Consider the following 25107-nt stretch of genomic DNA (forward strand, 5'->3'; position numbering starts at 1 on the left):
CCTATGTTAGATATATATTTGCGTGCAGGGCAGCCAGATGATGCGACGTTTATTGTTGAGCTTTTAAATCAAGCAACATTCTTAGAGCATATTGGTAATAAAAACATTAATACGCCTGCACAAGCTGAGCATTATATTCAACAAACGTTTATAAATAGCCACCTGCAATTTGGTTTTGGTAGCTACATTGTTTGTTTAGCTAATGGTACACCGGTTGGAATGGTAGGGCTCTTTCAGCGCGATGCGTTAGCTATCCCCGATTTAGGATTTGCCTTGTTAGCTAAATATGAAGGCAAGGGTATTATTACAGCTGCTGCTCGGTTATTGATGGCAAAAAAACACGTATTAGAGCTTGGTGTGCTTGCTGCAATAACCTCGCAAACAAATATTGGCTCACAGAAGGTGTTACAGAAACTTGGTTTTGAGTTTATAGGCGATGTCATCATTAACGATGACAATCAGCCTCTAAAACTCTTATTAAAGAGCAAGCTTTGATACTTCGTTTGCAACCTGTTTGTTTACCTTTAGCCACGTTGACTCAAGTGTTGCGACAAGCCCTTCGTAATCACTGTCTTGAAGTGGTGTAAGCTCATTAAAATAATTGACCGCCTTTAACTTTCGGCCAGATTCAGGGTTTGTATAGTACAAACGCCAAAGCCCTGCAATGTTGGCATTACCTTGTTCATCGCCATTAAAGTGATGTAGCTCATATTCTAATTCATAGAAACTTTGCTGATCTAAATCGGTGATCACTGGCAAGCCTTTTATTACCATCCAATTTTCAAGTTCAGTGTAAAGTTGTTGATGGGCACTGGCGGTTAACATTAAATCAGGTGATTCGCTCCATAAATGGTAGTTAGCAGCATTGACTCTGTTGTTTTCGAGAACCATCGCAATGCCACGATTATTAAGCGCACCACGTAACTGTACGGTGTTAATTCTGAGCTGAGCTTGCGTATTCTCAGCTAAGCGCTGCATTGCAACAATTGGCTGCGAAAATTGATAATACTCAATGGTTGAGAATGACGTTTGACTGCAGGCCGAAAGTAACAGCACTGATGCCACTGAAGCACAGAGTTTATAGTTCATTATTGTTTCCTCGGCGTTGGGTCTGCTGGTAGCTCTTTATCAAAGATCAACATATTAGGTTGCTGGTTTAAACCTCGAGTGAATGGCTGTAGCTCTTCACTTAAACGTTTAAATTCAGATAAAGTCGTTTGCAACTGCTGGTGGAATGTTGAACCTTGCTCGTAACTTGCCATGGTTTTTTCAAATTGTTTCATGGTTTTATCGAACTGTTGCATGCTCTTAGTCATTTCTGCAAAGTTGCGATTTATATCACCCGGTAAGTCTTGCGTATCTTGTTTATTTAGTAGCTCTCTCATGTCATGAGCAAGCGCTTGGTACTCGGCAAAGGTGGTCTGCATTTGCGCTAAGCTATCTTCAATTTTAAGATTATTCACTTTATTTAATACATCAGAGACTTGGTCTGCTATGACCGTAATACCGCTTGATACGCTGGGGAATACAGTGTAATCGGCAATTGTTTTTAATTCGGCTGGTTCGGCGTTATCGTATATATCTAAGTCAACGTACACGGCACCCGTGAGTAAATTACCTGGCTTTAAAGACGCTCGCAGGCCATTTTTGATCCAACCATCTAAACTTGAATGCCAAAACTCGCGTGCTGCTGTACTGTCATGATACAGGCGCCCATATTCAATTTTTATCAGGGCTGGTACTGCGGTGTTATCGGTTCTAAAATGTGCAGGTTTGCCATCTATAATGACACTTGCAGGTGCTTCAACCACACTACCGATACGCATACCTCGGTATTCGACAGGTGCGCCAGTGCGTAAGCCGCGAATTGATTGCTCAAAGTCGATTAAGTAGTAGTCAAAATCATAAAAGCGTTCTTCTAAAGCGGCTTTGTAGCTGTTACTTAAAGAAAAACTATGGCCGTTACTGGCCACTTCACCGGGCGTTTGTTGTTCTGGAATGCCGACTGAAATACCACCTTTAAGCAATTTACTTAATGAGCCTGTGTTAACATTAATACCATCTGCAGAGAGGTCAATTTCGATCCCTGAGTTCACCCAGAAAATAGAGTTTAAGGTGATCAAGTTTTGATAAGGTTCATTGATAAAAATGCCATATTTCATCGCTTGATTCTTCCAATCAAACGTGGCGGTTTCTATTTGACCTATTTTGTAATCTTTAAAGTAAATACCGGTACTCACATCAAGTACTTCTGCGTTATAGCTTAACAGGGTAAAACGGCCACCTTTTACATCTTTACCAATTAAAGCCGGTTCATCTTGTAGCTCAAATTTTTCGGCTAGCTTTTTACTTTCACCCGGTGCAAATTCTAAATACACACCAGAGAGTAGGGTACTCATGCCGCTAATTCCGGTGTCATCAATCCGTGGTTTTACAACCCAAATTTTCGCATCATCAGTGAGTAAGTCATCATAATGTTTATCGATTTGCGCCCGTGCGATGACACTATTTTGTTTGTCTGATAAACGAACATGGTCGATTTGGCCAATCTTTACACTACGTACCTTTATTTCTGATTTACCAGCCACAATACCTTCTGCATGAGGCATTTTGATAAAGATGGTAGTGCCTTTATTTGCTTGATACTGGTACAACATCCATGCGCCAATTAATAAGGCAATAACGGGTATGATCCAGATTGCCGATATATTTGGCGCTGTTTTTATTTTAGCGGTTTCGCTCATGCCAAGGTCTCTTGTTTCGCAGTACTTAAGTTATCTGGGTTATCCCACAATAAACGGGGATCAAACGCATGGGCTGCCAACATTTGGCATATAACCATGGTCGTAAAAAATATTGTGCCAATGCCAGGTGTCACTGACATTAGGTTTCCTAGTTGTACTAAGGCTACTAGAATCGCCACAACAAATACATCGATCATTGACCATTTGCCAATAAATTCAGTCAATTGGTAGATGCGTGTATAGCTTTTAGTTTGTCTGTTTGCTGGTCGCATCACCATAAAGCATAAAAAACTTAATATGAGTGCTTTGGCGAGGGGAACAACCACACTCGCTAAAAAGATGATCATTGCGATAGGGTACGAACCACTATTCCATAAAATCATCACGCCACCAATAATCGTCGATGGCGTTTCATCGCCAAGGCTCGTGGTATACATAATAGGATAGACATTGGCAGGGATATAACAGGCCACTGAGGTTAATAACCATGCTGCTGCTTTTTGCACACTAAAAGGGTTACGACTGTAAGTTTTAGAGTCACAGCGTGAACAGATTTCGGTTGCACACAGTTGCCCACAAACATGACATGCTCGTAAACCTTGGTCAATGGCCCGTGTGTTAGGCTTTGTTTGCTCAATATATTCTGGTTCTTTTAATTGTTGCCATAAGGTGTGCTTATTTAATTTTGCTGTGGCTGCTACATAACAAATAACAAAAGCGCTATAGGCCCAAAAGCTTACACCAAATTCAATATCAGCCATCGACATGATTTTAACCATACTGACCATCACGCCAATTAAAAAAATCTCTGACATGATCCAAGGTTCTAATGCAAAGGTGGTTTTTAACAGCCTTTTTCCCCATTGATACGGCAGCGCTTTTAGTAAGCCTAAATGCAAAGGAATTATGAGTATTAATAAAAGTAGGGGCAGACCAATAATACTGGTGTCTATGAACAAACCTAAAAAGTCATTGTCGTAATTAAAGAGAATTCGTGCGGCATCGGGTAAGGTGATTGTTTGAGTAATGCCACTACTGGTAAAAGACAGGAATGGATAAAACATACTACTGAGTAGCATAACAATAGCACTTAAACTCAGTGCGACCACCATACTATCTTGGTTAGCTTGCGATGCCGAAAGCTTTGTATTGCAATGTGGGCATATTGCCACTTGTTTTGCACTTAGATGTGGGATCTCAATAACTAGATCGCAGCTAGGACAGGCTGTTTGCAAACTTAGGGTCTCTTAAACAAGAACTTAGTTAAGTTTGCATCAAATAGTGTGTAAATACAAATGCACCTTTGTTTAATATAAGCTAATATTTGTACAAAGCGATTACGCTTTTTAATACATTTAATTCTTTAAGGTGAGCAGTGAAGCAATTATTTATCCTTTTAATGTTGTTTGTTAGTGTTAAAGGTGAGTGTTTATCTGAGCCAAATACGCAAAAACCGATTGTTGTTGCTGCAAGCGCCTCTTTGCCTCCTTATGTTATTCAAGACACTAACAGTGGTATTCAACTTGAAATATTGAAAGCTGCTTTTAAATCGCAAGGCATTTCTAATATCGATATCCATTACATGTCTAATAAGCGTGCTGAGCAGCAGCTTATGCAGGGCAAGGTTGATATTGCATTAAATTTTCCACCCGTACTCACGCCGCATGTTTATAAAAGCGACGAATTACTGAGCTACCAAAATGTGGCGGTTAGCCTTGCCAATAAAGAGCTGAAAATTAATAGTATTTATGATTTAGCTGGTAAAAGCGTGCTTGCCTTTCAAAATGCCACTAATTTTATCGAGGCACCTTTTAAATCGGTTACCAATATTTTGCGTTCTTACGAAGAAGTGGTAAATCAAGAAGCGCAAGTTGATCACCTTATGAAGGGCTGGGTCGATGTCATCATCTTGGAGCGCCGAGTGTTTTTATATTATTTAGAAAAATATAAACAAAGCGCTGAGGTTAAACCTTTTATTGTGCATGCAATTTTTAAAGAAGCACCAAGACCTGCGTTTTTTTACAGTAAAACGTTAAAAAACACGTTTAATTTGGGTCTTGGTGAGATCATAGAATCAGGCGAATACCAAGCAATTATTCGCCTTGATGGTACTGAGTACGCTCAGCTTTCAGAGCCTGAGTTACGCGAATAACGCAACAGTTTGGCGGCTAAGCGCAATCAGCTTACCATCTTCACTCCAAATGCAGCCATCTTCTAGCCCATAGCCATCCTTACTATGGTGTGTAATAGCTTCGTAGCCAATCCAAGCATCATGGTTGATCGCTGGCTCTTCTACAAATTCTATATACCACGACATACTGCTTGCTGGAGCTGGTTGTTTATACATTTGTAACAGGGTGGGTGGCCATGCATCTGTTAGGGCAATGATATGCGCTTCACTCATTTGCTCTGGTGCATGTTTGAATTTCATCCAACCACCTAAATGTGATGTGTCAGCGCCAGAGAATGGCATATTGCCGTCTTGTAAGCATAACGCCACATGTTGAAAAAATGCCGGCATTACACCTTCTTTATAAGGTAGTGTGAAACGCTCATCAACCGGTTTTAGCTGCATGGTTTTAGTAACATCTACACGTACACTTGATTGGCGCTCAGCCCCAAAGCACGCTTGGGTGATAACACAGACATCGCCATTTTGAATTACTTTAGCGAGTACCTGTGCACTGTTTTTTCCTTCACGTAAGACTTCAACGTCGATTGTAAAATCACAGTCAGCGATTAATGGCCCAACAAAGTTAGTGCTTAAAGATAATAAACGGCGAGAGTTATCGATATGCTGACGAATAGCTTGATACAGTAAAGCGGCTGATAAACCACCAAAGGCAGTACGACCCTGACACCAGTTTTCTGGAAACTGCATTACTTTAGTTTTATCTTTGCCAAGTTCAGCTGCCATGGCGAGTAATTGATCAAAATGCATAATTTTCCTTAACATTTATAATTATGTTGTTTGTTATAGCATAGCTAAAGTCATCAGACCAGTTCGTTTATCCTGCAAGCAGGCTGAGAAAACAGCCTTTATTGAAGAAAAAATGCCCATTTGGAAAATATTTCAAAAAAAAGTAAATTTTTTTCATTTTTACAGTTGAATTCAGTTTCCTGCACCCCTATCTACTAGTCATCGAACGTTTTAACGAATTCTGAAGTTGGAGAAGATTCATGGGTAAAATTATTGGAATCGATTTAGGTACTACTAACTCGTGTGTAGCAGTACTAGACGGTGATAAAGCACGCGTTATCGAGAACGCGGAAGGCGATCGCACAACACCATCGATCATTGCATATACGCAAGACGGTGAAACACTAGTTGGTCAACCAGCAAAACGCCAAGCGGTAACTAACCCAACTAATACATTATTTGCAATCAAGCGTCTAATTGGTCGTCGTTTTGAAGACGAAGAAGTACAACGCGATATCGGTATCATGCCTTTCAAAATTGTAAAAGCTGATAACGGTGATGCATGGGTTGAAGCACGTGGCGAAAAACGTGCGGCACCACAAATTTCAGCAGAAGTGCTGAAAAAAATGAAAAAAACAGCAGAAGACTTCCTAGGTGAGCCTGTAACAGAAGCAGTAATCACAGTACCTGCATACTTCAATGACTCACAACGTCAAGCAACTAAAGATGCTGGTCGTATCGCTGGTCTTGAAGTTAAACGTATCATCAATGAGCCAACAGCCGCTGCACTTGCATACGGCATGGACAAAAATAAAGGTGAAAACGTTGTTGCAGTATACGACTTAGGTGGTGGTACTTTCGATATCTCAATCATCGAAATTGACGAAGTTGAAGGCGAGCACACGTTTGAAGTTCTTGCTACTAACGGTGACACTCACCTAGGTGGTGAAGACTTTGATAACCGCGTTATCAATTACTTAGTTGAAGAGTTCAAGAAAGACCAAGGTATTGACCTTAAAAATGACCCGCTTGCAATGCAACGTGTTAAAGAAGCTGCTGAAAAAGCGAAGATTGAACTTTCTTCTGCACAGCAAACAGAAGTTAACTTACCGTACGTGACTGCTGACGCAACTGGTCCTAAGCACATGAACGTTAAAGTTACTCGTGCAAAACTTGAGTCACTTGTTGAAGACTTAGTCACTAAGTCAATCGAGCCGCTTAAGCGTGCACTAGCTGATGCTGATTTATCAGTAAGCGACGTAAATGACATCATCCTTGTTGGTGGTCAAACACGTATGCCTTTAGTACAAAAAACAGTTGCTGAGTTCTTTGGTAAAGAGCCACGTAAAGATGTTAACCCTGATGAAGCTGTTGCTGTAGGTGCTGCGATTCAAGGTGGTGTACTAGCTGGTGACGTTAAAGACGTACTACTACTTGACGTATCTCCGTTATCACTAGGTATCGAGACTATGGGTCAAGTAATGACAGCATTAATTGAGAAAAACACAACGATTCCTACTAAGAAATCACAAGTTTTCTCAACAGCTGAAGACAATCAATCAGCGGTAACGATTCACGTACTACAAGGTGAGCGTAAGCGTGCAAGCGACAATAAATCTCTAGGTCAATTTAACCTAGAAGGTATTCGCCCAGCACAACGTGGTACACCTCAAATCGAAGTAACATTCGACGTAGATGCGGACGGTATCTTACATGTATCTGCTAAAGACAAAGATACAGGTAAAGAGCAGAAGATCACAATCCAAGCTTCTTCAGGTCTAAGCGATGAAGAAGTAGAAAAAATGGTACGTGATGCTGAAGCGCACGCTGAAGAAGATAAAAAATTCGAAGAGCTAGTAGCGACTCGTAACCAAGCTGATGCAATGGTTCATGGTACACGTAAGCAAATCGAAGAAGCGGGTGATGCATTACCGGCAGAAGATAAAGAAGCAATCGAAGCTGCGCTTACTGAGCTAGAAGCGGCGATTAAAGGTGATAACAAAGAAGAGATTGAAGCGAAAACTCAAGCTCTTGCTGAAAAATCACAAAAGCTAATGGAAATTGCGCAAGCTAAAGCACAACAACAAGGTGGTGCGGATGCAGGTGCACAGCAATCTTCTGCAAAACAAGACGACGATGTTGTTGATGCAGAGTTCGAAGAAGTGAAAGACGACAAGTAATTGCTTGTTTCGCTTCTGCCTAACGCAATAATGGCTGCTTTGTTTAGCCAATTAAGTTAGGATGAAATGATTGAGGCGCGCCAGCGATTTCGCTTGACGCGCCTTTTGCATGTATATAAACGGTAAAGTCGTTCGACTTACCTTACGCAGTGTAACTGCAGTAAAAAGAGTAGTGTGATAGATATGTCAAAAAGCGATTATTATGAAGTTCTCGGCGTGAGCAAAGATGCCAGCGAACGAGACATAAAAAAAGCGTATAAGCGCTTAGCGATGAAATATCATCCAGACCGTACCGCAGGCGATAAAGAGCTTGAAGCTAAATTCAAGGAAGTAAAAGAAGCCTACGAAGTATTAACTGATTCACAAAAACGTCAAATGTATGATCAATACGGTCATGCAGCCTTTGAACAAGGCGGTGGTGGTCACGGCGGCGGCTTCGGCGGCGGTCATGGTGACTTTGGCGATATTTTCGGTGATGTGTTTGGAGATATCTTTGGTGGCGGTGGTCGTCGTCAATCGCGCCAACAACGTGGTTCAGACCTTCGTTATAACATGGACTTAAGCCTTGAAGAAGCTGTTCGTGGTAAAGAAGTTGAAATCAAAGTACCAACGTGGGTTAGCTGTAAACCATGTGACGGTAGTGGTGCAAAAGCAGGCTCTAAACCAAAAACGTGTACAACCTGTCATGGTGCGGGTCAAGTACAAATGCGCCAAGGTTTCTTCGCTGTACAACAAACATGTCCTACGTGTCAGGGCACGGGTCAAATCATTTCTGATCCATGTGATAGCTGTCACGGTCAAGGTCGCGTAGAAAAAACCAAAACCTTATCGGTTAAGATCCCTGCAGGTGTTGATACAGGTGACCGTATTCGCTTATCTGGTGAAGGTGAGGCGGGTATGCATGGTGCACCAGCTGGTGACTTATACGTTCAGGTTTCTGTTCGTGAACACCCGATTTTCCAACGTGATGGCAATAACTTGTATTGTGAAGTACCAATTAGCTTTACAACAGCTGCACTGGGTGGCGAAATTGAAGTGCCGACCCTCGATGGCCGTGCAAAACTGAAGATCCCAGCAGAAAGCCAAACGGGCAAAATGTTCCGTATGCGTGGCAAAGGCGTTAAGTCTGTACGCAGTGGCGCTCAAGGTGACTTGATCTGTAAAGTGGTTATTGAAACGCCAGTGAATTTAAATGACCGTCAACGTGAATTGCTTGAAGAGCTTGAGCAAAGCATGGGTAAAGATGGCTCAAAAAACCGTCCAAAGGAAAAAGGTTTCTTTGACGGTGTGAAGAAATTCTTCGATGACCTAACTAAGTAACTCCTATTTAGTAACTTAGTTAGACAGTAAAAAGGCGCTAATAAGCGCCTTTTTTTATTTCGAATTAGTTATCTTAGTGATCTAAGAATAAGTAGTTTTGCCAACTTTTCATTCTGATTAACACTTTACGCATCACTGATACGTGTTCGAAGTGTTCTGAATAAACTGCAACTTCTGTGCTTGTTCCTTGTGGTAGATGATATTCACTCATGTCATCAGTGATTTTTAAGGTAACAATAGCGCGGCCTTGTCGTGCGAAAAACTCACTGCCCATTAGTGTGCCTTGCGCTTGTACTTGCCCTTCACCAATAGCGGGTAACACATCGATTACTTCACCTGCAAAAGTTTTACCTGGAATAGCTTTAAAGATAAAGTCTGCTTTGTAGCCTGGTTCGAGTCTTAATAACGAATTTTGTCGAAATGCAGCTACGTAGACGGTGTCTTCTTTGTGTACAAAGGTCATCACCGGACGAAGTGGCATGGGTACAGCAATCATGCCTGGGCGCAATGTTAGTTGTGTAACATAGCCATCGGTAGGGGCATACACACTGGTGCTGTCTAAGTTAAACTGAGCTTGCTCTAAATTCGCGCGAGCAGCGGCAATTTTAGTTTGTTCGCCGTTAATTTCTGACTCAAATGCAAGTTTTTGGCGTAACTCTTCGGCTTGTGCCGCCTCATAACTTGCCTTTGCAGCTAAGTAGACCCCTAATTTATTATCAACTTGGCCTTTTGAGTAGGCTCCGCTTTTTGCGCCTTTTTCATAGCGTTCGTATTCTTTCTTACTGCGGTCATGTTCTGCTTTAGCCATCAGCGCGCTGGCTTGCGCTGATTTATAGGCTGCTTCTAACCCGAGTACTGATTGTTTGGCATCTTGCAAAGCCGCAATTGCTTGATTTAGCTTTGCTCGGTATAAGGTGTCGTCTAGGCGAAACAGTAAGTCACCTTTTTTAACTGGCTGATTTGGCTTTACTGCGACTTCTTCAACTGTGCCACGCACATTTGGCACTATTGGCGTCGTAACATAGACACTGCTTGCCATATTTGAATGTGGGTGATTGTAGTTCATTAATAGAATTAAAGCGCCTATCAGCACTACACCACCGAGTACCGCGGTAGGTACTGTCCATTTATTAAGTGGGATTTTAAAAACTTTGAAAATACCAATGCACAATGCGGTATAAGTGAGTATTAATAACAAATCCATAGTTTATTTCTCTTTATTATTCGATTGAGCATTTACTTGTGCTTGTAGTGCTGCAACGGTGGCTGTTAGGCTTGCCACTTTTTCAGCTAAGTCTTCTTGTTCCTTTTGAATCTGGTTAAAACCCCAGCCTCGGTCATCACGCCATAATGTCGCCCAAACCCATAAAAATGGCCACAGCACGTGTAGGGTAAATAGGCTGACCCAGCCGGCATAATGAATGGCATCTTGATGAGGGTGATTACGTTTTTTGGCAATTTCGTAGGGAATATCGTGAATGGCAATAACACCATAAAATATTACTACCGTTACAAACACTAGCATGACCAGCGCAAAGTAGTCTAAAAACATGTACTTTCCTTTGTTTAACTTATAATCAATTTAATAATACGTGAAATTTCCCTAATTCCTAGTCGGTATTTTCAGATTTAGTTCAGTACAACGTAGTAGTCGGTATCAGCAAGGCAACGACATAAAGTCACATCCTCTGAAAAAGTTGTGTTTTGTATTCGGCCTTTTTCTAAGCCAAGCGTATGGCATTTGCTTTGACAATCCATATAGGCATTCCATGCGAGGTATTCGTTACACACAAAATTAACCGCATACAACATCATTGTTATGATACATATTTGTTTGAGTAGATAGAGCCCGGTTCGTCTAGACATGTTTATTACTCTGCCCAGTATTCATAATTTAAGTTTAGTTCAATTAGTTTAATTAAGTGTGCTTTGCTTGTGCATTTGTATTGCCTTGTGCTCCTTGTTCACGCTATGTTTTATAAAGTTACTGCTAATGAATCAGTTATGAGAAGTTTAATGACGCCAGCTATTAATTTATTAAAAAAGAAAGGTATTCGTTTCGATGTGCTCAGCTATCAGCACGATCCCTTGCATCAACAGTTCGGTCTTGAGGCTGTTGAGAAATTGAATCTTCCTGCTGAACAAGTATTTAAAACCTTAGTACTTGAAGATGCTGACCACCAGCTCTTAGTTGCTATTGTGCCAGTTAGCCAGCAAGTTAACCTTAAAATGCTAGCAAAAGCGGCAAAGGTTAAAAAAGTACAGATGGCCCCACAACAAAAAGTCGAAAATACCACAGGTTATATTTTAGGGGGAGTGAGCCCGCTAGGTCAGAAAAAGCGCCTTACTACCTATGTACATCATTCTGCAGATAGCTTTGATGTTATGTATGTTTCAGCAGGTAAACGTGGCTTGGAGATTGCGTTGGCACCTAAGGATTTATGTAGTTTATTAAATGCTAGTTTGGCAGACTTTTAACAATGTATTTTCGGTAGGTTATGCCAACGGGTTGTGTAATGAGGCGATAAATATTCGCGTTTCATGTGCCAACGGGTTGTAGGAGTTTCGCTGGCTATGGCAAGGGTACCCACGCCATAACGAGCATTGATGCTATCAAGACACGTCATCAGTTTAGGGTTATCGATAGGCGCTTGAAATAGATCTGGTTGCTGAAACATTTGGCTTGATAACTCTAGGGCACCTACACCACATTTATAAAATCGGACCCCTGGTTTATAGAGATGATCAAATACCTCGCTGATAGCATTGGCAAACACGCAACTATCGGCGGTGGCGACACTAAACTCATAAATATAGGACTTTTTATAATAGCCATCTTGGTGAGGAGAGCTGGCCACAAACATTAATAAGCGTTGAGTGTGTGAGCCTTGCGCACGTAGTTTTCTTGCTACAATGACACAATGATTGATCAGTGCCGTTTTCAGCGCGGTGGCGTCAGTGATACGCTCTCCAAAACTACGGGTCGAAAAAATCTCTTTTTTGTCTTGGCGTACTTCATCCCAGGCTAAACAGCTTTTACCGCGTAACTCGTTCACTGTGCGCTCTAATACAATGCTAAATAGGCGTTTCATTTTTCGTGGGTCTTGCTCGGCTAAATCAAAGGCTGTATTAATATTCATTGCTTTGAGTTTTTTAGCTAAGCGTCGACCAACGCCCCAAACATCTTGTATGTCCATGGCTTTTAAAATGGCTACCCGTGAAGGTTCTGAGTCAATCACTGCAACGCCATCAAAGCCGGGGAGTTTTTTCGCTGCATGATTGGCGGCTTTGGCTAGGGTTGCTGTTGGGCCAAATCCAACCCCAACAGGCAGCTTTGTTTCGCGCCATACGGTACGGCGAATATCATGGCCATAACCATGCCAGTCGTGAATAAGCTTGTTGAAACCAGTAAAGTTTAAAAATGATTCATCAATAGAGTATATGTGCTGATTATCGCAAAAGCGGCCAATTACATTCATCATTCGCTCGCTTAAATCCGCATACAGCTCATAGTTAGATGAGCGGATCACCACTTGGTTATCTTCGAGTATTTTCTTTACTTGAAAATAAGGCTGAAATTTTGGAATAGCCAGCTTTCGTGCAATAGGGCACACAGCACAAATACAGCCATCGTTGTTGGTGAGAACCACAACCGGTTTACTACGAATAGCCGGATCAAATACTTTTTCGGCGCTGGCATAAAAGGCCACTGCATCGACTAAGGCGTACATGCTAACAGCTCTTTACTACTGCGATGTAAGCGAATTGAGCGAGTGACCACGCCTTCTAATTGAAATTCATCCGATTGGCGTAGTTGCACTGCAGGGTATTTAGGCGAGGCTGATAATAGCTGGGCATTGTGTTTATCTAATAGCTTACAAACAAATAAACCATTTAGATTCGCGACAATGACATCGCCATTTTTAACATCTTCGGCGCGATCAACCAGTAATAAGTCACCATCAAAAATCCCCACACCTTGCATTGATTCGCCAGAAGCAATACCAATAAATGTTGCATCAGGGTGTTTAATCAATAGTTGATCTAATGATAAGCCTAGCTCTTTGTATTGTGCTGCCGGTGATTCAAAACCACATACGCCAGCTTCGATATAAATAGGAATAACACGCATAACAAAACCACTATACTGTACGTTTGTACAGTATAGTGGTTTGTGGTTATCTTGCCAATAAGATCACGGCGTGTTGTGATTAATATTTTCGATCATGGTTGTGGCAATAGCGATAAAATCACGTACTTGCTGATCCGTTAAACCGTGGCAAAGTTTGGCATCAACCTCTTGCTCTGCAACTTCTAAACGCGAGAACAGGGCGTTACCTTGATCAGTAAAGGATAAAATTAAACAGCGTTTGTCATTTTCGTCGGCACATTTAGAAACCAGTTCAAGCTTTATAAGCTCTTTTACTAAGCGTGCTATTTGTGCTTTATCACGACCGGTTTTGGTAACAATATCATTAGCGGTACAGTGCTGTGTTTCGGCAATGATATGTAAACAGCGTACATGCAGCGCATTAAGACCAAGCTCGTTGGCGTTAATGGCTTCGCGTACAGTGACACGGTAACTTTGTGCCAGTGTAAATAAAGCAGAAGAAAGTGAGGTTTGTGGCATGGTTCACCTAAGTTCAGTTGGTGGAGTTAGTTGACAAAGTCAATCAAAAGCGTATAGTTGACTATATCAACTATTGGGGCGTTGTGCAATTTAACCAGCTAGGAGAGAAAGATGGCTAGAAAAGTTCGTCGTGCAAACGTATTAAGTACTACACGTATTTCCCCGCATCTACAAAGAATTGTTGTTGGCTCAGAGGAGTTTGCCGATTTTCCACAAGATGCAAAAGGTGCGTACGTAAAGGTATTACTCCCGCATGCCGGTGAATCTAAGGTTGAACTTGATTTACACGCTGAGCATCCTGCATTAATGCGCTCTTACACTATTCGTGATATCAACCCCGTTAACGGTGCAATTACTCTTGACTTTGTGGTTAACCAACATCAAGGCGTGGCAACCAACTGGGCACAAAATGCGTGTGTAGGCGACGAGGTAGGTATAGCAGGCCCAGGCCCTAAAAAACTCACTGATTTTACGCAAACACATTATTTAATGCTGGCAGATTTAACCTCTGTCAATGCAATCAATGGCTACTTACAAGCCCTGCCACAAGATGCCACTGTCGATGTCATTATTCATGTTGCTGATAAAGCCGACATCATTGAACTTGAGCAAATTAAAGCACACAGCCAACATAGTGTTGAATGGCTAGTTACAGATGAGCCAGAAACCGATCTACTCGACCAAGTAACACGCTTATGTGCAGGCTATAACACGCAACCTATGGTGTTTATGGCACTAGAAGCAAACTTGGTAAAAGCAATTCGCCGTTTAGTAACAAGCAGTTTTGCGATTGACCATGAACACATTGTTGCATCGGCCTATTGGAAGCGTGGTATTGATGCCGATGGCCTTAAGGTGGAAAAACAGCAACAAAGCCGTGCCTAATTAGCATTTGAAAAAAAGCCATTCGCTCTCATTAACTAATTATAAAGAGTTAAATTTTGGAGAGCGAATGTCAGACCTTACCAATACACCTTTTTCATTGCTTGAATTGAGCCCAATGAAAGAGCACGAAACCGTTTCGCAAACATTAGCAAATAGCGTTACCTATGCACAAACAGCCGACAAACTGGGTTTTAATCGGTTTTGGATGGCAGAGCATCACAATATGCGTGGTATCGTGTGTGCCGCAACTTCTGTACTGATAGGCCACATCGCAGGCAAAACCCAGAATATCCGCGTAGGTGCAGGTGGGGTGATGTTACCTAACCATCCACCGCTGGTGGTTGCTGAGCAATTTGGCACCCTAGAGAGTTTATACCCCGGTCGCATTGATTTAGGGCTAGGACGAGCCCCAGGTAGTGACCCAATCACAAGCCGTGCTTTGCGCCGTGACGAACAACGCGCTGAGCACTTCAATGATGAGGTAACTGAGCTGCAAGCTTTACTTGGCCCATATAAGGGTGACTCTTCGGTACGCGCAATCCCAGGTGAAGACACTAATGTACCAATCTGGCTACTTGGCTCAAGCCTTTATAGTGCTGGGCTTGCTGCTAAAAAAGGTTTGCCATATGCATTTGCTGGCCATTTTGCGCCACGTTTTGTTGAAGATGCCATTGCATTGTATCGCAGAGAATTTCAGCCATCTGAGGTATTAGATAAGCCATACGTCATGCTTGGTTTACCTGTTGTTGCCGCTGATACCGACGAACAAGCACAGTTTTTAGCAACCACAGCGAAACAACGTATCTTAGCACTTATGCGCGGCAAGCCACTTTGGCTTAAAGAGCCTGTTGCAACAATGGAAGGGTTGTGGACAGCGCAAGAAAAAATGCAAGTAGAAAGCTTTTTAGGGCTTTCAGTTGTGGGCGGTCAAGCGAGCGTTAAGCATAAGCTGAGTATGATTAAACAAACGCTACAGGTTGATGAGTTTATTTTTACAAATGACCTGTATGAATTGAGTGACAGACAACATGCGCTGGAAATATTAGCAAGCATCATGCACTAATACGGTTTAGCAAATAGTGAATGCGTGTAATGAGTTTTTATGCGCATTGCTTAAGCCCTGACACTCATTTATTAAACGGTTTTATAGATTAAATCAATTTATATAATCCGTTTTAAGGATTGAATTTAACTTTATACAATACATTTATTAACCATTACCCTAGGAAGGTGCACCGTGAAATCTCAAACAATTGCCGCAGTAGAACCACAAACAAAAACAGCATTAATCGCTGAGGGTGGTGGGCAACGAGGGATTTTTACCGCAGGTGTACTCGATGCGTGGTTAGAAAATAATTACGATCCATTCGATTTATTCATTGGCACGTCGGCAGGCTCACAAAACTTAACAAGTTATTTAGCGCGTCAAAAAGGCTATGCAAAACGTCTGATCAGAGGGCTTTCGCGGCATAAACGTTTTTTTCAACTTGGCCGCGGGCTGTTTGGTAAAAGCATTGTCGATCTTGATTGGTATTTTGATAAAACCAAAGAAGTAAATCGCGCTTTAGATTTTAAAACAGCAACACAAAGCCTAGGTAATCGCGAACTGTTGATCACAACCACTAACGCGGCTGATCGTAAGCCCTATTACTTGAGCCCAAATGGTGAAGATACGCAATGGTTGGCTCTGTTAAAAGCATCAAGCGCATTACCGTTTTTATATAAAGATGGCGTTAACTTAACTCCTTGGTTAACAACCAAGGCCGCAAACGATGCCATTATTCAAAGCTCTAATACTGATTTAGTCCATGATATGTATTTAGATGGTGGCCTAGCTGCACCTTTACCCGTGAAAGAAGCCTATAACCGTGGTGCCCGCGATATTGTGGTTATTCGTACTGTTGATGAAAACTTCCAAGTACAATCTGAATGGGTAAATAAGTTAAAGTCACTCGTTTGTGTATCTGGTTATTGCCCTAAAACCATTGATTACTTGGTTCAACACGAACAAGCTTATCAAGATGAATTAGATTTCATTGCAAACCCGCCAAGTGATGCCCGTATCACACAAATTTTTGCAGGTGATAAATTACGCAGTAAGCTGCTGGGTAGTACAGATTCAGATCTTCGCTATGATCACAAATTAGGCTTAGCGGCAGGTCGTGCCTTTTTACAGCAACAACTGCTAAATTAGTTGGGAGCAGGCTCAGGTAATTAATGCCATTGCCTACTTGAGATATTTGTAAATAGAGTTAAAGTGGTTAGCTATTCACTTTTTGTGATTTTTTATCTATAAGAACAATAAAGGCTTGCCATGTTTAACAGTGCTGTATCGACAATCAATGGTCTTCTTTGGGGAGAAGGCCAAATTCTTATCTATATTCTTCTGTTTGCTGGGATCTGGTTTTCGGTAAGGTTAAAGGCGATTCAATTGGTTAAGTTTCGCCATATGTTTAGCCTATTAAAGTCGAGTAGCAGCACCGATAAAAACTCAATTAGTTCGTTTCAAGCTTTATGTACTGGTCTTTCAGCTCGCGTGGGCACAGGTAACCTTGCAGGGGTTGCCGTTGCAATTTCGTTAGGGGGCAGTGGCGCAATATTTTGGATGTGGGTGATTGCCATTTTGGGCATGGCCACAGGCTTTGCCGAGAGCGTACTTGGGCAAGTTTATAAAGTCAGGGATGCCAATGGCGAGTTTAGGGGCGGGCCTGCTTATTATATTCAGCAAGGGTTAGGCAGCAGAGCGCTTGCGGTGTGTTTTGCCTTTTGTTTATTCCTTGGTTATGGCTTTACGTTCAGTGCCATGCAAACGAATACCATTACCGATGCCCTTAATTACGCATTTGAAATTCCAACTTTGTATTCTGGTATTGTGATCACGATACTGGCTGGCTCTATTATTTTAGGCGGCTTTAAAGCTATTGCCCGCTTTGCTGAACGCATTGTGCCAGTCATGGGCATTTTATTTGTACTTGCCGCTATCATAATTACTTTACTGAATATCGGTAAAGTACCTGCGATGATTGAAGATATTTTACTTTCAGCCTTTGGCTTACAAGAGGCAGGCGCAGGGGCTATGGGCGCAGCAATTAAAAATGGTATTCAGCGAGGGCTTTATTCGAATGAAGCCGGAGCGGGTAGTGTACCCCATGCATCAGGCTGTGCATCGCCAGTACCAAATCACCCAGTCACTCAAGGCTACATTCAAATGCTAGGGGTGTTTTTCGATACTATTGTGTTGTGTAGCTGTACGGCAGTGATTATTTTATTAGCTGATATTGATATTAGCGGCGAAATGGAAGGAATACGCTTAACTCAATCTGCGATGACAGCACATATGGCCGCTGGGGGCATTTATTTTGTGGCAGCTGCAATTTGTTTATTTGCATTTACTTCTGTGGTTGCAAACTATGCCTACGCAGAAAGTAACCTACATTTATTTAAACTAGATAATAAACTCGGCCGAGGTATTTATACCTGTTTATATTTATCCATGATGATTTGGGGGGCATCGGCCACCATTAAACAAGTGTGGGATCTTGCAGACATTGCTTTAGGTTTAATGACAGTGGTGAACGTTATCGCTATCATACGCTTAACGCCAACGATCTTATCTGTGACAAAAGACTATCATAGTCAACGTGAAGCAGGACAAGAGCCGAGGTTTGACTCTGAAAAAGTGCAGGTTCAAGGTCAAACAGAACAAGGGATTTGGCGAAAATAAGCTAAAACAATAACGAGAAAAGTAACCATGATAGATATTTATGCAGGGCCAAGTGCTGCAAAAGTAATTCAAGAGCAAGGCCTGTCTGCCGGTTTGTTCAATACATTTTTAGGGGCAAGCGGTGGACCCAAATGGTTTACATTATTTGGTTTAGATAAATATCTATTTGGTGAATTTTTTAAAGACCGTACCACACCTTTAAACTTATTAGGATCAAGTGCAGGGGCATTTAGAGCTGCCTGTTTTGCACAAAACGACCCTGTTGCCGCAATATCTCGATTAGCAAAGTCATACTCTGAAACACGTTATTCATCGAATAAAGCAAAACCAGAAGAAATAACAACAAAAGCACGAGAGTTATTAAGCACTGTTTTTGCTGAAAATGGTATTCAAGAAATTATTAACAACCCTATTTTTAAAGCCCACTTTATCGTTGCAAAATCGAATGGCTTTACAGCATCAGAAAACAAAGTGATGCAGTTAATGGGGTTATCTAAAAGCTACTTAGTCAATCGAATGAATAGGCGTTTGTTAAGCAAGCAATACGAGCGTTATGTATTTCAGCCTGCGGATAGTCAGTTATCGTTTTCAGATAACAATACTTTCAATACCCATACTATTGACCTTAGCGAAGATAATTTAGCTGATGCATTACTTGCTTCAGGTTCTATTCCATTAGTCATGCAAGGCATTAAAAATATCACAGGAACACCACCAGGTATGTATCGTGATGGCGGTATTATCGATTATCACTTTGACCTAAGTATTCATAATGACGGGCTTATTTTATATCCGCATTTTAATAACAGCCCAAAAGCAGGTTGGTTTGATAAGAGTTTAAAACGGGGTATTACCCCAAGTAATTATGATAATGTGGTGATGATCACTCCATCAGCTGACTTTGTTGCTTCATTACCTTTTGGCAAAATCCCCGATCGTAAAGACTTTACTGACCTTGATGCTGATACACGAATTAAATATTGGCAACAAGTATTCAAAGAAACCGAACGGTTAGCAGAGGCATTTGATGCGGTGTGTACTAATAAGCACACACCGAAAATAAACCTTATCAAATAATATTGCTTTCACTACTTAAACTGATTAATCAAAGATGTTTGCTCAGTTACTTTACTTAGTAACGCTTCGCAAAGTTGCTGTGAGGTATGGCCAAGTTCAGTACACTCATGAGCAAAGTCTTGCGCTGAGGTTAAGTTGGTAGCAATAACCTGGCTTGCTGTGAGTTGTTCATTCATTGCATGCGCTATGATGCTATTGAGCTCGCTTAGTTTGATAGACTGGGCTTTAATATGGTCTAAACTATCGCCGCTTTGATGTGCTAGTTCAACACTTTTAGCCGACAAGTTAAGTCCATCGTTCATGGCAATTTGAGCTTGTTTTGAGGCATGTGTCAGTTGATTTAGCACATTATTTATTTCTTCAGTTGATTGCTGTGTACGCGATGCCAATGCTCGAACTTCACCTGCAACAACAGCAAAGCCACGGCCATGGTCACCTGCTCGGGCAGCTTCGATGGCCGCATTTAAAGCAAGTAAATTTGTTTGATCAGCAATGGCATTTATTTCAGATAAAATTGCCACAATGTGCTGGTTACCTTCAATTAAGTTTGCTACTTGGCTACTTGCAGCTTTGAGTTTTTCATCAAGTTCACTGATTGAATTTATCGTTTGCTTGACCGCCAGTGAGCCTTGTTCGGTTGCTTGATTTGACTCTTCAGCAGCCTGATTTGATTGCATTGTGCTCGATGAAAGCTCATTAATTGAGGCCGTCATTTGCTCTGTGGCAACAACAATTTGCGAGACTTCATCAGTTTGTTTATTTAAAAGTTCCGTCACGTTATGGCCTGATTCTGCACACTGTTGGGCGTTATGATTAACGCCCATGGTCACATCATTAACACGACCAACAACCGCTTTTAATTTTGCTTGTTGCATCTCTAAGGCAAGATGTAAAAAGCCAGATTGATCATTGGTACCAGAATACAGATAAGCCATTAAAGGGTTGTCGTAGACTTGTTTTGCTTTAGTAATCAGCGCTAAATATTTTTGACGCCAAAAATACATGACTCCATTGGCTGATGCCAAAAGTAGTACTAGTACACAGTTAAAAATATTGAATTCAGAACTCAAAACGGCAGCCAAACAACCTAAAAAGCTAATGAGCAATAGGGCACTTATGTAAAGAGTGGCATCAAACTTTGTTGCAGTGGCATGAGATTTTTGGTTATTGTTTATTTTTGCGTATTCATCGGTTGCTCTTTGTATAACCTCATCACTTTGCTTAGTTCTTACAGATTGAAACTCAACCGTACGACCATTGCTATCTTTGATTGGTGTTACAAAAGCATTCACCCAATAGTAGTCTCCATTCTTACAACGATTTTTAACAGGCCCCATCCAAGATTGACCATTTTTGAGATGCTGCCATAAATCTGCAAAAGCCAGTTTCGGCATATCAGAGTGACGAACAAGGTTATGAGGTTTACCCACCATTTCGTCTAATGTGTATCCAGCTATTTTACAAAACTCATCATTGGCATAGGTAATATGGCTTTGTAAATCTGTCGTTGAAAGAAGGATGTCAGATTCAGAAAATTTAACTTCGGTATTGGTATTAATTCTATGTTTCACGTCAAAATCACCCAAGTACAGCTTTGCATTCAGATAGTTAAATTAGCGGACTAAATAAACAGGCTGAGAACAAAAAATGAATCAGTGCTAAATTAGCAAAGAATGTTTATAAACAATTTAGCGATTAATCAGTAAAAAAGAACTAGGAAAATTCCGGTTTTATGTTGCAAAAGTTAATATTATTTAACTAAGAAAAGTTAGGTGCCTGAGTTAAAAGTTGGCTAAAATTGTAAAATTTAGCCAACTTGATTTTTAAAAATACATTAATCACGCAAAATAAAATCACTTTGACAGGGCGCTTCACCAGGGCTTTGATCTAATTTTGCATTTGGGCAATTTTTAGTAAAAAATAGCGCTTCTTCTAAAGAGTTCATTTGGCTGCAATATTGACGGTCATCACATTCATACTCTGGCTTTTCATAATCTGATAGTGTGATTTCACGGTTGTGACTGTAATTTAATTTTACGGGATCAATGATTTTTGTTTGCAGCGTTTCCGTTGGTGAGATGCCCCCATAATTAACTGCATAATAATCCCATGCGAAATAGCCGATAATGATGATTAGAAAAAACTTCCTCATGATGAATCCTTGTTATTATTGTTTAGACTAATGTGAATCGTGAGCGGTATTAAGGCCTAAGCCTTATGGCCCAATCCGAAAGTCTTACTATAATAAGGTGAAGAAATAATATTAAGTAAAATTAGTGGCTTATGAATTAAATACGAAATTTCTGATAGTGTTGATAAATCAAAAGTTTGAACTTAACAACAGTTTTAAGTATTTAATCATTAGAAATGTTGGGTTTAGAAAACTAGTTAAATTAATTGCCGATACATGAAGATTACAATGTATTTGCTTCCCATAAATTACGTTATGTTAAATAATTAAAAGTGGGAGTTAGGTTGCTAACTAGCCCACTTTTAGAAGGGTTTTAAATTGCTTAATTTAGCTCAGAATCGACCCAAAACTTGGTGCCTTTGAGTACGGCTTGTAGTGCAAGGCCATTTTCGGTTAAAGAATAAACGGTTACTTGGTCGGCAATTGCTTCAGCAACTAAAGCACCACCTTTATCTTCATATTTTGCCGCTGCATCAGCGTTTCCACCGAATGCCCATCCGTGTTCAATAAAGCGATTTACTGCTGCTTGATTATGAAAAACCATCACAACATTAAAGTCTTTAACACCTAAACCTAGGCCCAAACCTGCTTCACCCATATTCATATAAGTTGATTTACCGGTTAAGTTATTTTTTACTACACCATAACCACCACCAAAACTGGCTAAAACAACATTGACGTTGGCATTATCAAAAACCGCGTAACCGGCAGAGTTTGCTATTTGTTGTTTAACATCTGGTTTTTGTGCATAAAGCTTACTTAATGTATTATTTTTCATGCTTTGCACTAAAGCACGTTTTTCATCGGGTGATGCACTACCTGTAGTAACGCAACCGGTTAAAATTGTCGTGATCAAAACTAAACTAATAGCGATATACTTTTTCATACATATTCCTTGAATATTAGTATGGCAATCTAGTAAATGTTGCAAATACTAAAGATATCTTAAGTCCAATACTAGACAGTATCGGACTTTATGGTAATCTTATAACTAGTTATTTTACAAGAAATTACATCATTATGCTCGTTGCTCTCGTCGATACACTAAAACAACTGCGTTACCAAATTGCCCATCTTGAAGATGATACTCTTGCAACAGAATATCCAGAACTTGATAACTTTATACATCACGTTGGATTGACTGTTGCTGAATCAAAAAATGACTTAGTTTTTCTTTATCAGTTTTTGTATGTGTATGGCCGAAAATCAGAAGCCACATTTAATCGTTTTCGAAATGAGCTTGAGCGTTTTTGTTTATGGTCGTGGTTGGTTGCTGAAAAATCGGTATTTGATCTAAAACGTGACGATATTGAAGCTTATGTTGATTTTATGGTTGAACCAGATTCAGCCTGGTTATCAAATTCAGTGCAATGGCGTTATAAAGATGAACAAGGGATAAGACGACTCAATACAAATTGGCGCCCTTTCATTAATAAAGAAAATATTGCTAGCCAACAAACACTCGCTGCTATGTTTACAGCACTCAATGTTTTTTATAAGTTCGCAATATTAGAAGAAAAAACATTTGCTAACTTTGTACCCGTTGTTAAAAAGAATAGCCCTTACTTAGTGGTGCAATCGCAAATCAAAATCCCCGATACACTCAGTGATATTCAATGGGAATATGTTTTTGGTGTTACTCGGGATTTATGTGAACAACAGCCTGATTTAGAAAGAAATTTATTCACTCTTGCTTGCTTAAAAGGGTTGTACTTACGAATATCTGAGTTATCAGAACGACCTCAGTGGTCACCCGTTATGTCACATTTTTGGCAAGATAATGATGGCTTTTGGTTTTTAAGAATAATGGGGAAAGGTAATAAATTACGTGATGTTACTTTAAGCGAAGATTTTATCACGTATCTAAAACGGTACAGACTTTACCGTGGTCTACCTGCCCTGCCCCGCGTTGATGAAGCTGAACCGCTTGTTCACAAAATTCGTGGTAAAGGGGGAATGACTGTTCGACAAATTCGCCGTTTAGTACAGCAAAGTTTTGATTTAGCAAAACAATCATTATTAGATGACGGCTTTAAAGATGATGCGGAACAACTTGAAGCAGCCACTGCTCACTGGCTAAGACATACCGGTGCAACACACGATGCGCAAACAAGACCTCTTAAGCATTTATCTGAAGATTTAGGTCATGCAAAAATTGCTACGACAGATCAAATTTATATTCAAACTAATATAAAAGAACGCGCAAAGTCTGGAATAAAAAGGAAAATCTAATGGAATATACAATACTTGCATTAGTCGGTTTAGCTTTATTGTTTTACTCACTGACGATTCGGCAATTAGAGAGAACTGAAATTACCGGGCCAATGTTTTTTGTGTTGGTCGGAATTGCAATGTCTTACTTTTTACCAAGTGAGTTCAAATTAGGCGAAGCCGGACTCAGCGACATTTTACCTTTGGTTGAACTCACACTCAGTATTTTTTTATTCACCGATGCAGCAAAATCAAAACTTCCTGTATTAAAACATAGTTATCAGTACCCTAGCCTATTACTTTTTGTCGCTTTACCAATGACATTATTGTTAGGTGTGGCCGGTGCTTTATTTTTCTTTTCTGAATTGTCACTTTTTCAATCTGCTTTGATTGCGGTGATCTTAACGCCAACTGATGCCGCGCTTAGTAAGGGAATTTTAGAATGCACATCGGTTCCAGAAAAAGTTCGCGAAGGGATAAATACAGAAAGTGGTTTGAACGATGGCCTTTGCGTACCCATCTTTTTAGTTTTACTTTTATTAGCTCAAAATCCAGAAAGTGCTGTAACTACCGTTGATACTCTACTTGTTTTTGCAAGAGAGTTAGGAGTAGCACTTGTTATTGCAGGCGTGTCGATGGCCGTCTTTATTCCACTTTTAAAAATTGCATTAGCACGCCATTACTTTGCAAATAATAGCAGTCCATTTTTATTGATTGGTTTAGTCATGGGCATTTTCTCTTTAACACAAAATTTTCATGGCAGTGGTTTTATTGCTGTTTTTGTAGCTGGACTATTATTTGATTACTTAGCACCTAAAAAAATTCGTTCTACATTAGTTAAAGATTCTGAACATATCGCTGAATTCGTTGCGCTACTGATTTGGTGTTTATTCGGTTTTGTATGTGGTCACTTAATTGTGAATGATATTACCTGGCCAATTGTTTTTTATGCGCTATTAAGTGTGACGATTTTTAGAATTTTGCCGGTACTACTTTCACTCATGTTTACTAATTTAAATTTCAAAGACAAATTTACATTTGCTTGGTTTGGTCCACGAGGTTTGGCATCTATTGTTTTCACATTAATGGTGATGGATACAGCAATTACAAACAAAGAGCAAATTGCCACCGTAACATTAACAACCATTTTATTTAGTGTGTTTATTCATGGCATGAGTACCAAGCCCATCGCAAAAAGTTACCAATAAAAAAGGCGCGTTAAGCG

General features: G+C 40.5%; 25 protein-coding genes. 12 read left to right on the forward strand and 13 right to left on the reverse strand.

All coding sequences use genetic code 11. The annotated features are described in order from the left end of the window. Positions 1-3 precede the first annotated feature (3 nt). Positions 4-495, forward strand: coding sequence for a GNAT family N-acetyltransferase (locus NH153_RS10925; RefSeq protein WP_063703705.1), 492 nt, complete (start codon positions 4-6; stop codon positions 493-495). Here NH153_RS10925 and NH153_RS10930 read toward each other — a convergent pair. The 3 genes from NH153_RS10930 to NH153_RS10940 are packed head-to-tail and all read right to left on the reverse strand — an operon-like array spanning position 478 to position 3979. Next, positions 478-1089 (reverse strand): PqiC family protein, encoded by a 612-nt coding sequence (locus NH153_RS10930; protein ID WP_063703708.1) that lies wholly within the window; start codon positions 1087-1089, stop codon positions 478-480. The two genes, NH153_RS10925 and NH153_RS10930, sit on opposite strands and share 18 nt — an antisense overlap. Then, positions 1089-2744 (reverse strand): intermembrane transport protein PqiB, encoded by a 1656-nt coding sequence (pqiB, locus tag NH153_RS10935; RefSeq protein ID WP_063703710.1) that lies wholly within the window; start codon positions 2742-2744, stop codon positions 1089-1091. Before pqiB ends, NH153_RS10930 begins: the two co-directional genes overlap by 1 nt. Continuing rightward, the gene (locus NH153_RS10940; protein ID WP_063703712.1) at positions 2741-3979 is read right to left on the reverse strand and encodes a PqiA/YebS family transporter subunit; all 1239 of its coding nucleotides are present in this window, start codon (positions 3977-3979) and stop codon (positions 2741-2743) included. The genes pqiB and NH153_RS10940 overlap by 4 nt, the downstream gene beginning before the upstream one ends. Before the next feature lie 140 nt (positions 3980-4119). Here NH153_RS10940 and NH153_RS10945 point away from each other — a divergent pair, with 140 nt between their 5' ends. Next, entirely contained in the window at positions 4120-4896 is a 777-nt protein-coding gene (locus NH153_RS10945; protein ID WP_063703714.1) for a substrate-binding periplasmic protein, read from the forward strand. Here the strand turns inward: NH153_RS10945 and NH153_RS10950 are convergent. Further along, a complete protein-coding gene (locus tag NH153_RS10950) occupies positions 4885-5685 on the reverse strand; it encodes a thioesterase family protein (RefSeq protein WP_063703716.1) in 801 nt (266 codons plus the stop codon). The genes NH153_RS10945 and NH153_RS10950 overlap by 12 nt on opposite strands. A gap of 239 nt (positions 5686-5924) precedes the next feature. Between NH153_RS10950 and dnaK the strand changes: the two genes are divergently transcribed. Further along, positions 5925-7844 carry a molecular chaperone DnaK gene (gene dnaK, locus NH153_RS10955; protein ID WP_063703719.1) on the forward strand — a complete coding sequence of 640 codons (1920 nt, stop codon included), beginning with the start codon at positions 5925-5927 and terminating at the stop codon, positions 7842-7844. 183 nt (positions 7845-8027) lie between these two features. Beyond that, positions 8028-9164, forward strand: a complete 1137-nt coding sequence (dnaJ, locus tag NH153_RS10960; protein ID WP_063703722.1) for a molecular chaperone DnaJ — start codon at positions 8028-8030, stop codon at positions 9162-9164. A 73-nt stretch (positions 9165-9237) separates the two neighbouring features. Here the strand turns inward: dnaJ and NH153_RS10965 are convergent, their stop codons facing one another. From NH153_RS10965 to NH153_RS21725, 3 genes are all read right to left on the reverse strand, one after another. Next, a complete protein-coding gene (locus tag NH153_RS10965; RefSeq protein WP_063703724.1) occupies positions 9238-10368 on the reverse strand; it encodes an HlyD family secretion protein in 1131 nt (376 codons plus the stop codon). 3 nt (positions 10369-10371) lie between these two features. Next, positions 10372-10716, reverse strand: coding sequence for a DUF3302 domain-containing protein (locus tag NH153_RS10970; RefSeq protein WP_063703726.1), 345 nt, complete (start codon positions 10714-10716; stop codon positions 10372-10374). Positions 10717-10793: 77 nt separating this feature from the next. Then, on the reverse strand, positions 10794-11030 hold the full coding sequence (locus tag NH153_RS21725; protein WP_138625015.1) for a hypothetical protein: 237 nt from the start codon (positions 11028-11030) through the stop codon (positions 10794-10796). 150 nt (positions 11031-11180) lie between these two features. On the opposite strand from NH153_RS21725, the gene ybaK reads away from it, so the two are divergent. Beyond that, a complete protein-coding gene (ybaK, locus tag NH153_RS10975; protein WP_063703728.1) occupies positions 11181-11642 on the forward strand; it encodes a Cys-tRNA(Pro) deacylase in 462 nt (153 codons plus the stop codon). Here the strand turns inward: ybaK and NH153_RS10980 are convergent. The 3 genes from NH153_RS10980 to NH153_RS10990 form a co-directional block, all read right to left on the reverse strand. Then, complete coding sequence (locus NH153_RS10980; RefSeq protein ID WP_063703730.1) at positions 11639-12895, reverse strand: Y-family DNA polymerase; 1257 nt, start codon at positions 12893-12895, stop codon at positions 11639-11641. The genes ybaK and NH153_RS10980 overlap by 4 nt on opposite strands. Further along, positions 12883-13296, reverse strand: a complete 414-nt coding sequence (locus NH153_RS10985; RefSeq protein ID WP_054552219.1) for a LexA family protein — start codon at positions 13294-13296, stop codon at positions 12883-12885. Before NH153_RS10985 ends, NH153_RS10980 begins: the two co-directional genes overlap by 13 nt. Before the next feature lie 63 nt (positions 13297-13359). Continuing rightward, complete coding sequence (locus tag NH153_RS10990; protein ID WP_054552220.1) at positions 13360-13794, reverse strand: MarR family winged helix-turn-helix transcriptional regulator; 435 nt, start codon at positions 13792-13794, stop codon at positions 13360-13362. Between the two features lie 111 nt (positions 13795-13905). Here NH153_RS10990 and NH153_RS10995 point away from each other — a divergent pair, with 111 nt between their 5' ends. The 5 genes from NH153_RS10995 (at position 13906) to NH153_RS11015 (ending at position 19480) form a co-directional block, all read left to right on the forward strand. Next, complete coding sequence (locus NH153_RS10995) at positions 13906-14679, forward strand: siderophore-interacting protein (RefSeq protein ID WP_063703731.1); 774 nt, start codon at positions 13906-13908, stop codon at positions 14677-14679. Between the two features lie 67 nt (positions 14680-14746). Then, positions 14747-15742 carry an LLM class flavin-dependent oxidoreductase gene (locus tag NH153_RS11000; RefSeq protein ID WP_063703733.1) on the forward strand — a complete coding sequence of 332 codons (996 nt, stop codon included), beginning with the start codon at positions 14747-14749 and terminating at the stop codon, positions 15740-15742. Between the two features lie 174 nt (positions 15743-15916). Next, positions 15917-16873: a patatin-like phospholipase family protein gene (locus tag NH153_RS11005; RefSeq protein ID WP_063703736.1), complete on the forward strand. Its 957-nt coding sequence runs from the start codon at positions 15917-15919 to the stop codon at positions 16871-16873. A 120-nt stretch (positions 16874-16993) separates the two neighbouring features. Further along, positions 16994-18403 carry an alanine/glycine:cation symporter family protein gene (locus tag NH153_RS11010; protein WP_063703739.1) on the forward strand — a complete coding sequence of 470 codons (1410 nt, stop codon included), beginning with the start codon at positions 16994-16996 and terminating at the stop codon, positions 18401-18403. Positions 18404-18430: 27 nt separating this feature from the next. Then, positions 18431-19480, forward strand: coding sequence for a patatin-like phospholipase family protein (locus tag NH153_RS11015; RefSeq protein ID WP_063703741.1), 1050 nt, complete (start codon positions 18431-18433; stop codon positions 19478-19480). An 11-nt stretch (positions 19481-19491) separates the two neighbouring features. On the opposite strand, the gene NH153_RS11020 is transcribed toward NH153_RS11015, so the two are convergent. The 3 genes from NH153_RS11020 to NH153_RS11030 form a co-directional block, all read right to left on the reverse strand. Continuing rightward, positions 19492-21051, reverse strand: a complete 1560-nt coding sequence (locus NH153_RS11020) for a methyl-accepting chemotaxis protein (protein WP_138625012.1) — start codon at positions 21049-21051, stop codon at positions 19492-19494. Between the two features lie 263 nt (positions 21052-21314). Continuing rightward, a complete protein-coding gene (locus NH153_RS22055; RefSeq protein ID WP_063703743.1) occupies positions 21315-21632 on the reverse strand; it encodes a hypothetical protein in 318 nt (105 codons plus the stop codon). A gap of 361 nt (positions 21633-21993) precedes the next feature. Then, entirely contained in the window at positions 21994-22557 is a 564-nt protein-coding gene (locus NH153_RS11030) for a lipid-binding SYLF domain-containing protein (RefSeq protein ID WP_063703746.1), read from the reverse strand. Positions 22558-22691: 134 nt separating this feature from the next. Here NH153_RS11030 and NH153_RS11035 point away from each other — a divergent pair, with 134 nt between their 5' ends. Continuing rightward, on the forward strand, positions 22692-23903 hold the full coding sequence (locus NH153_RS11035; protein WP_063703748.1) for a tyrosine-type recombinase/integrase: 1212 nt from the start codon (positions 22692-22694) through the stop codon (positions 23901-23903). Further along, a complete protein-coding gene (locus NH153_RS11040; protein ID WP_063703751.1) occupies positions 23903-25090 on the forward strand; it encodes a cation:proton antiporter in 1188 nt (395 codons plus the stop codon). The genes NH153_RS11035 and NH153_RS11040 overlap by 1 nt, the downstream gene beginning before the upstream one ends. Positions 25091-25107: the final 17 nt, after the last annotated feature.

Origin of the sequence: Pseudoalteromonas gelatinilytica, from assembly GCF_001641615.1 — a bacterium.
Lineage (GTDB): Bacteria > Pseudomonadota > Gammaproteobacteria > Enterobacterales > Alteromonadaceae > Pseudoalteromonas > Pseudoalteromonas gelatinilytica.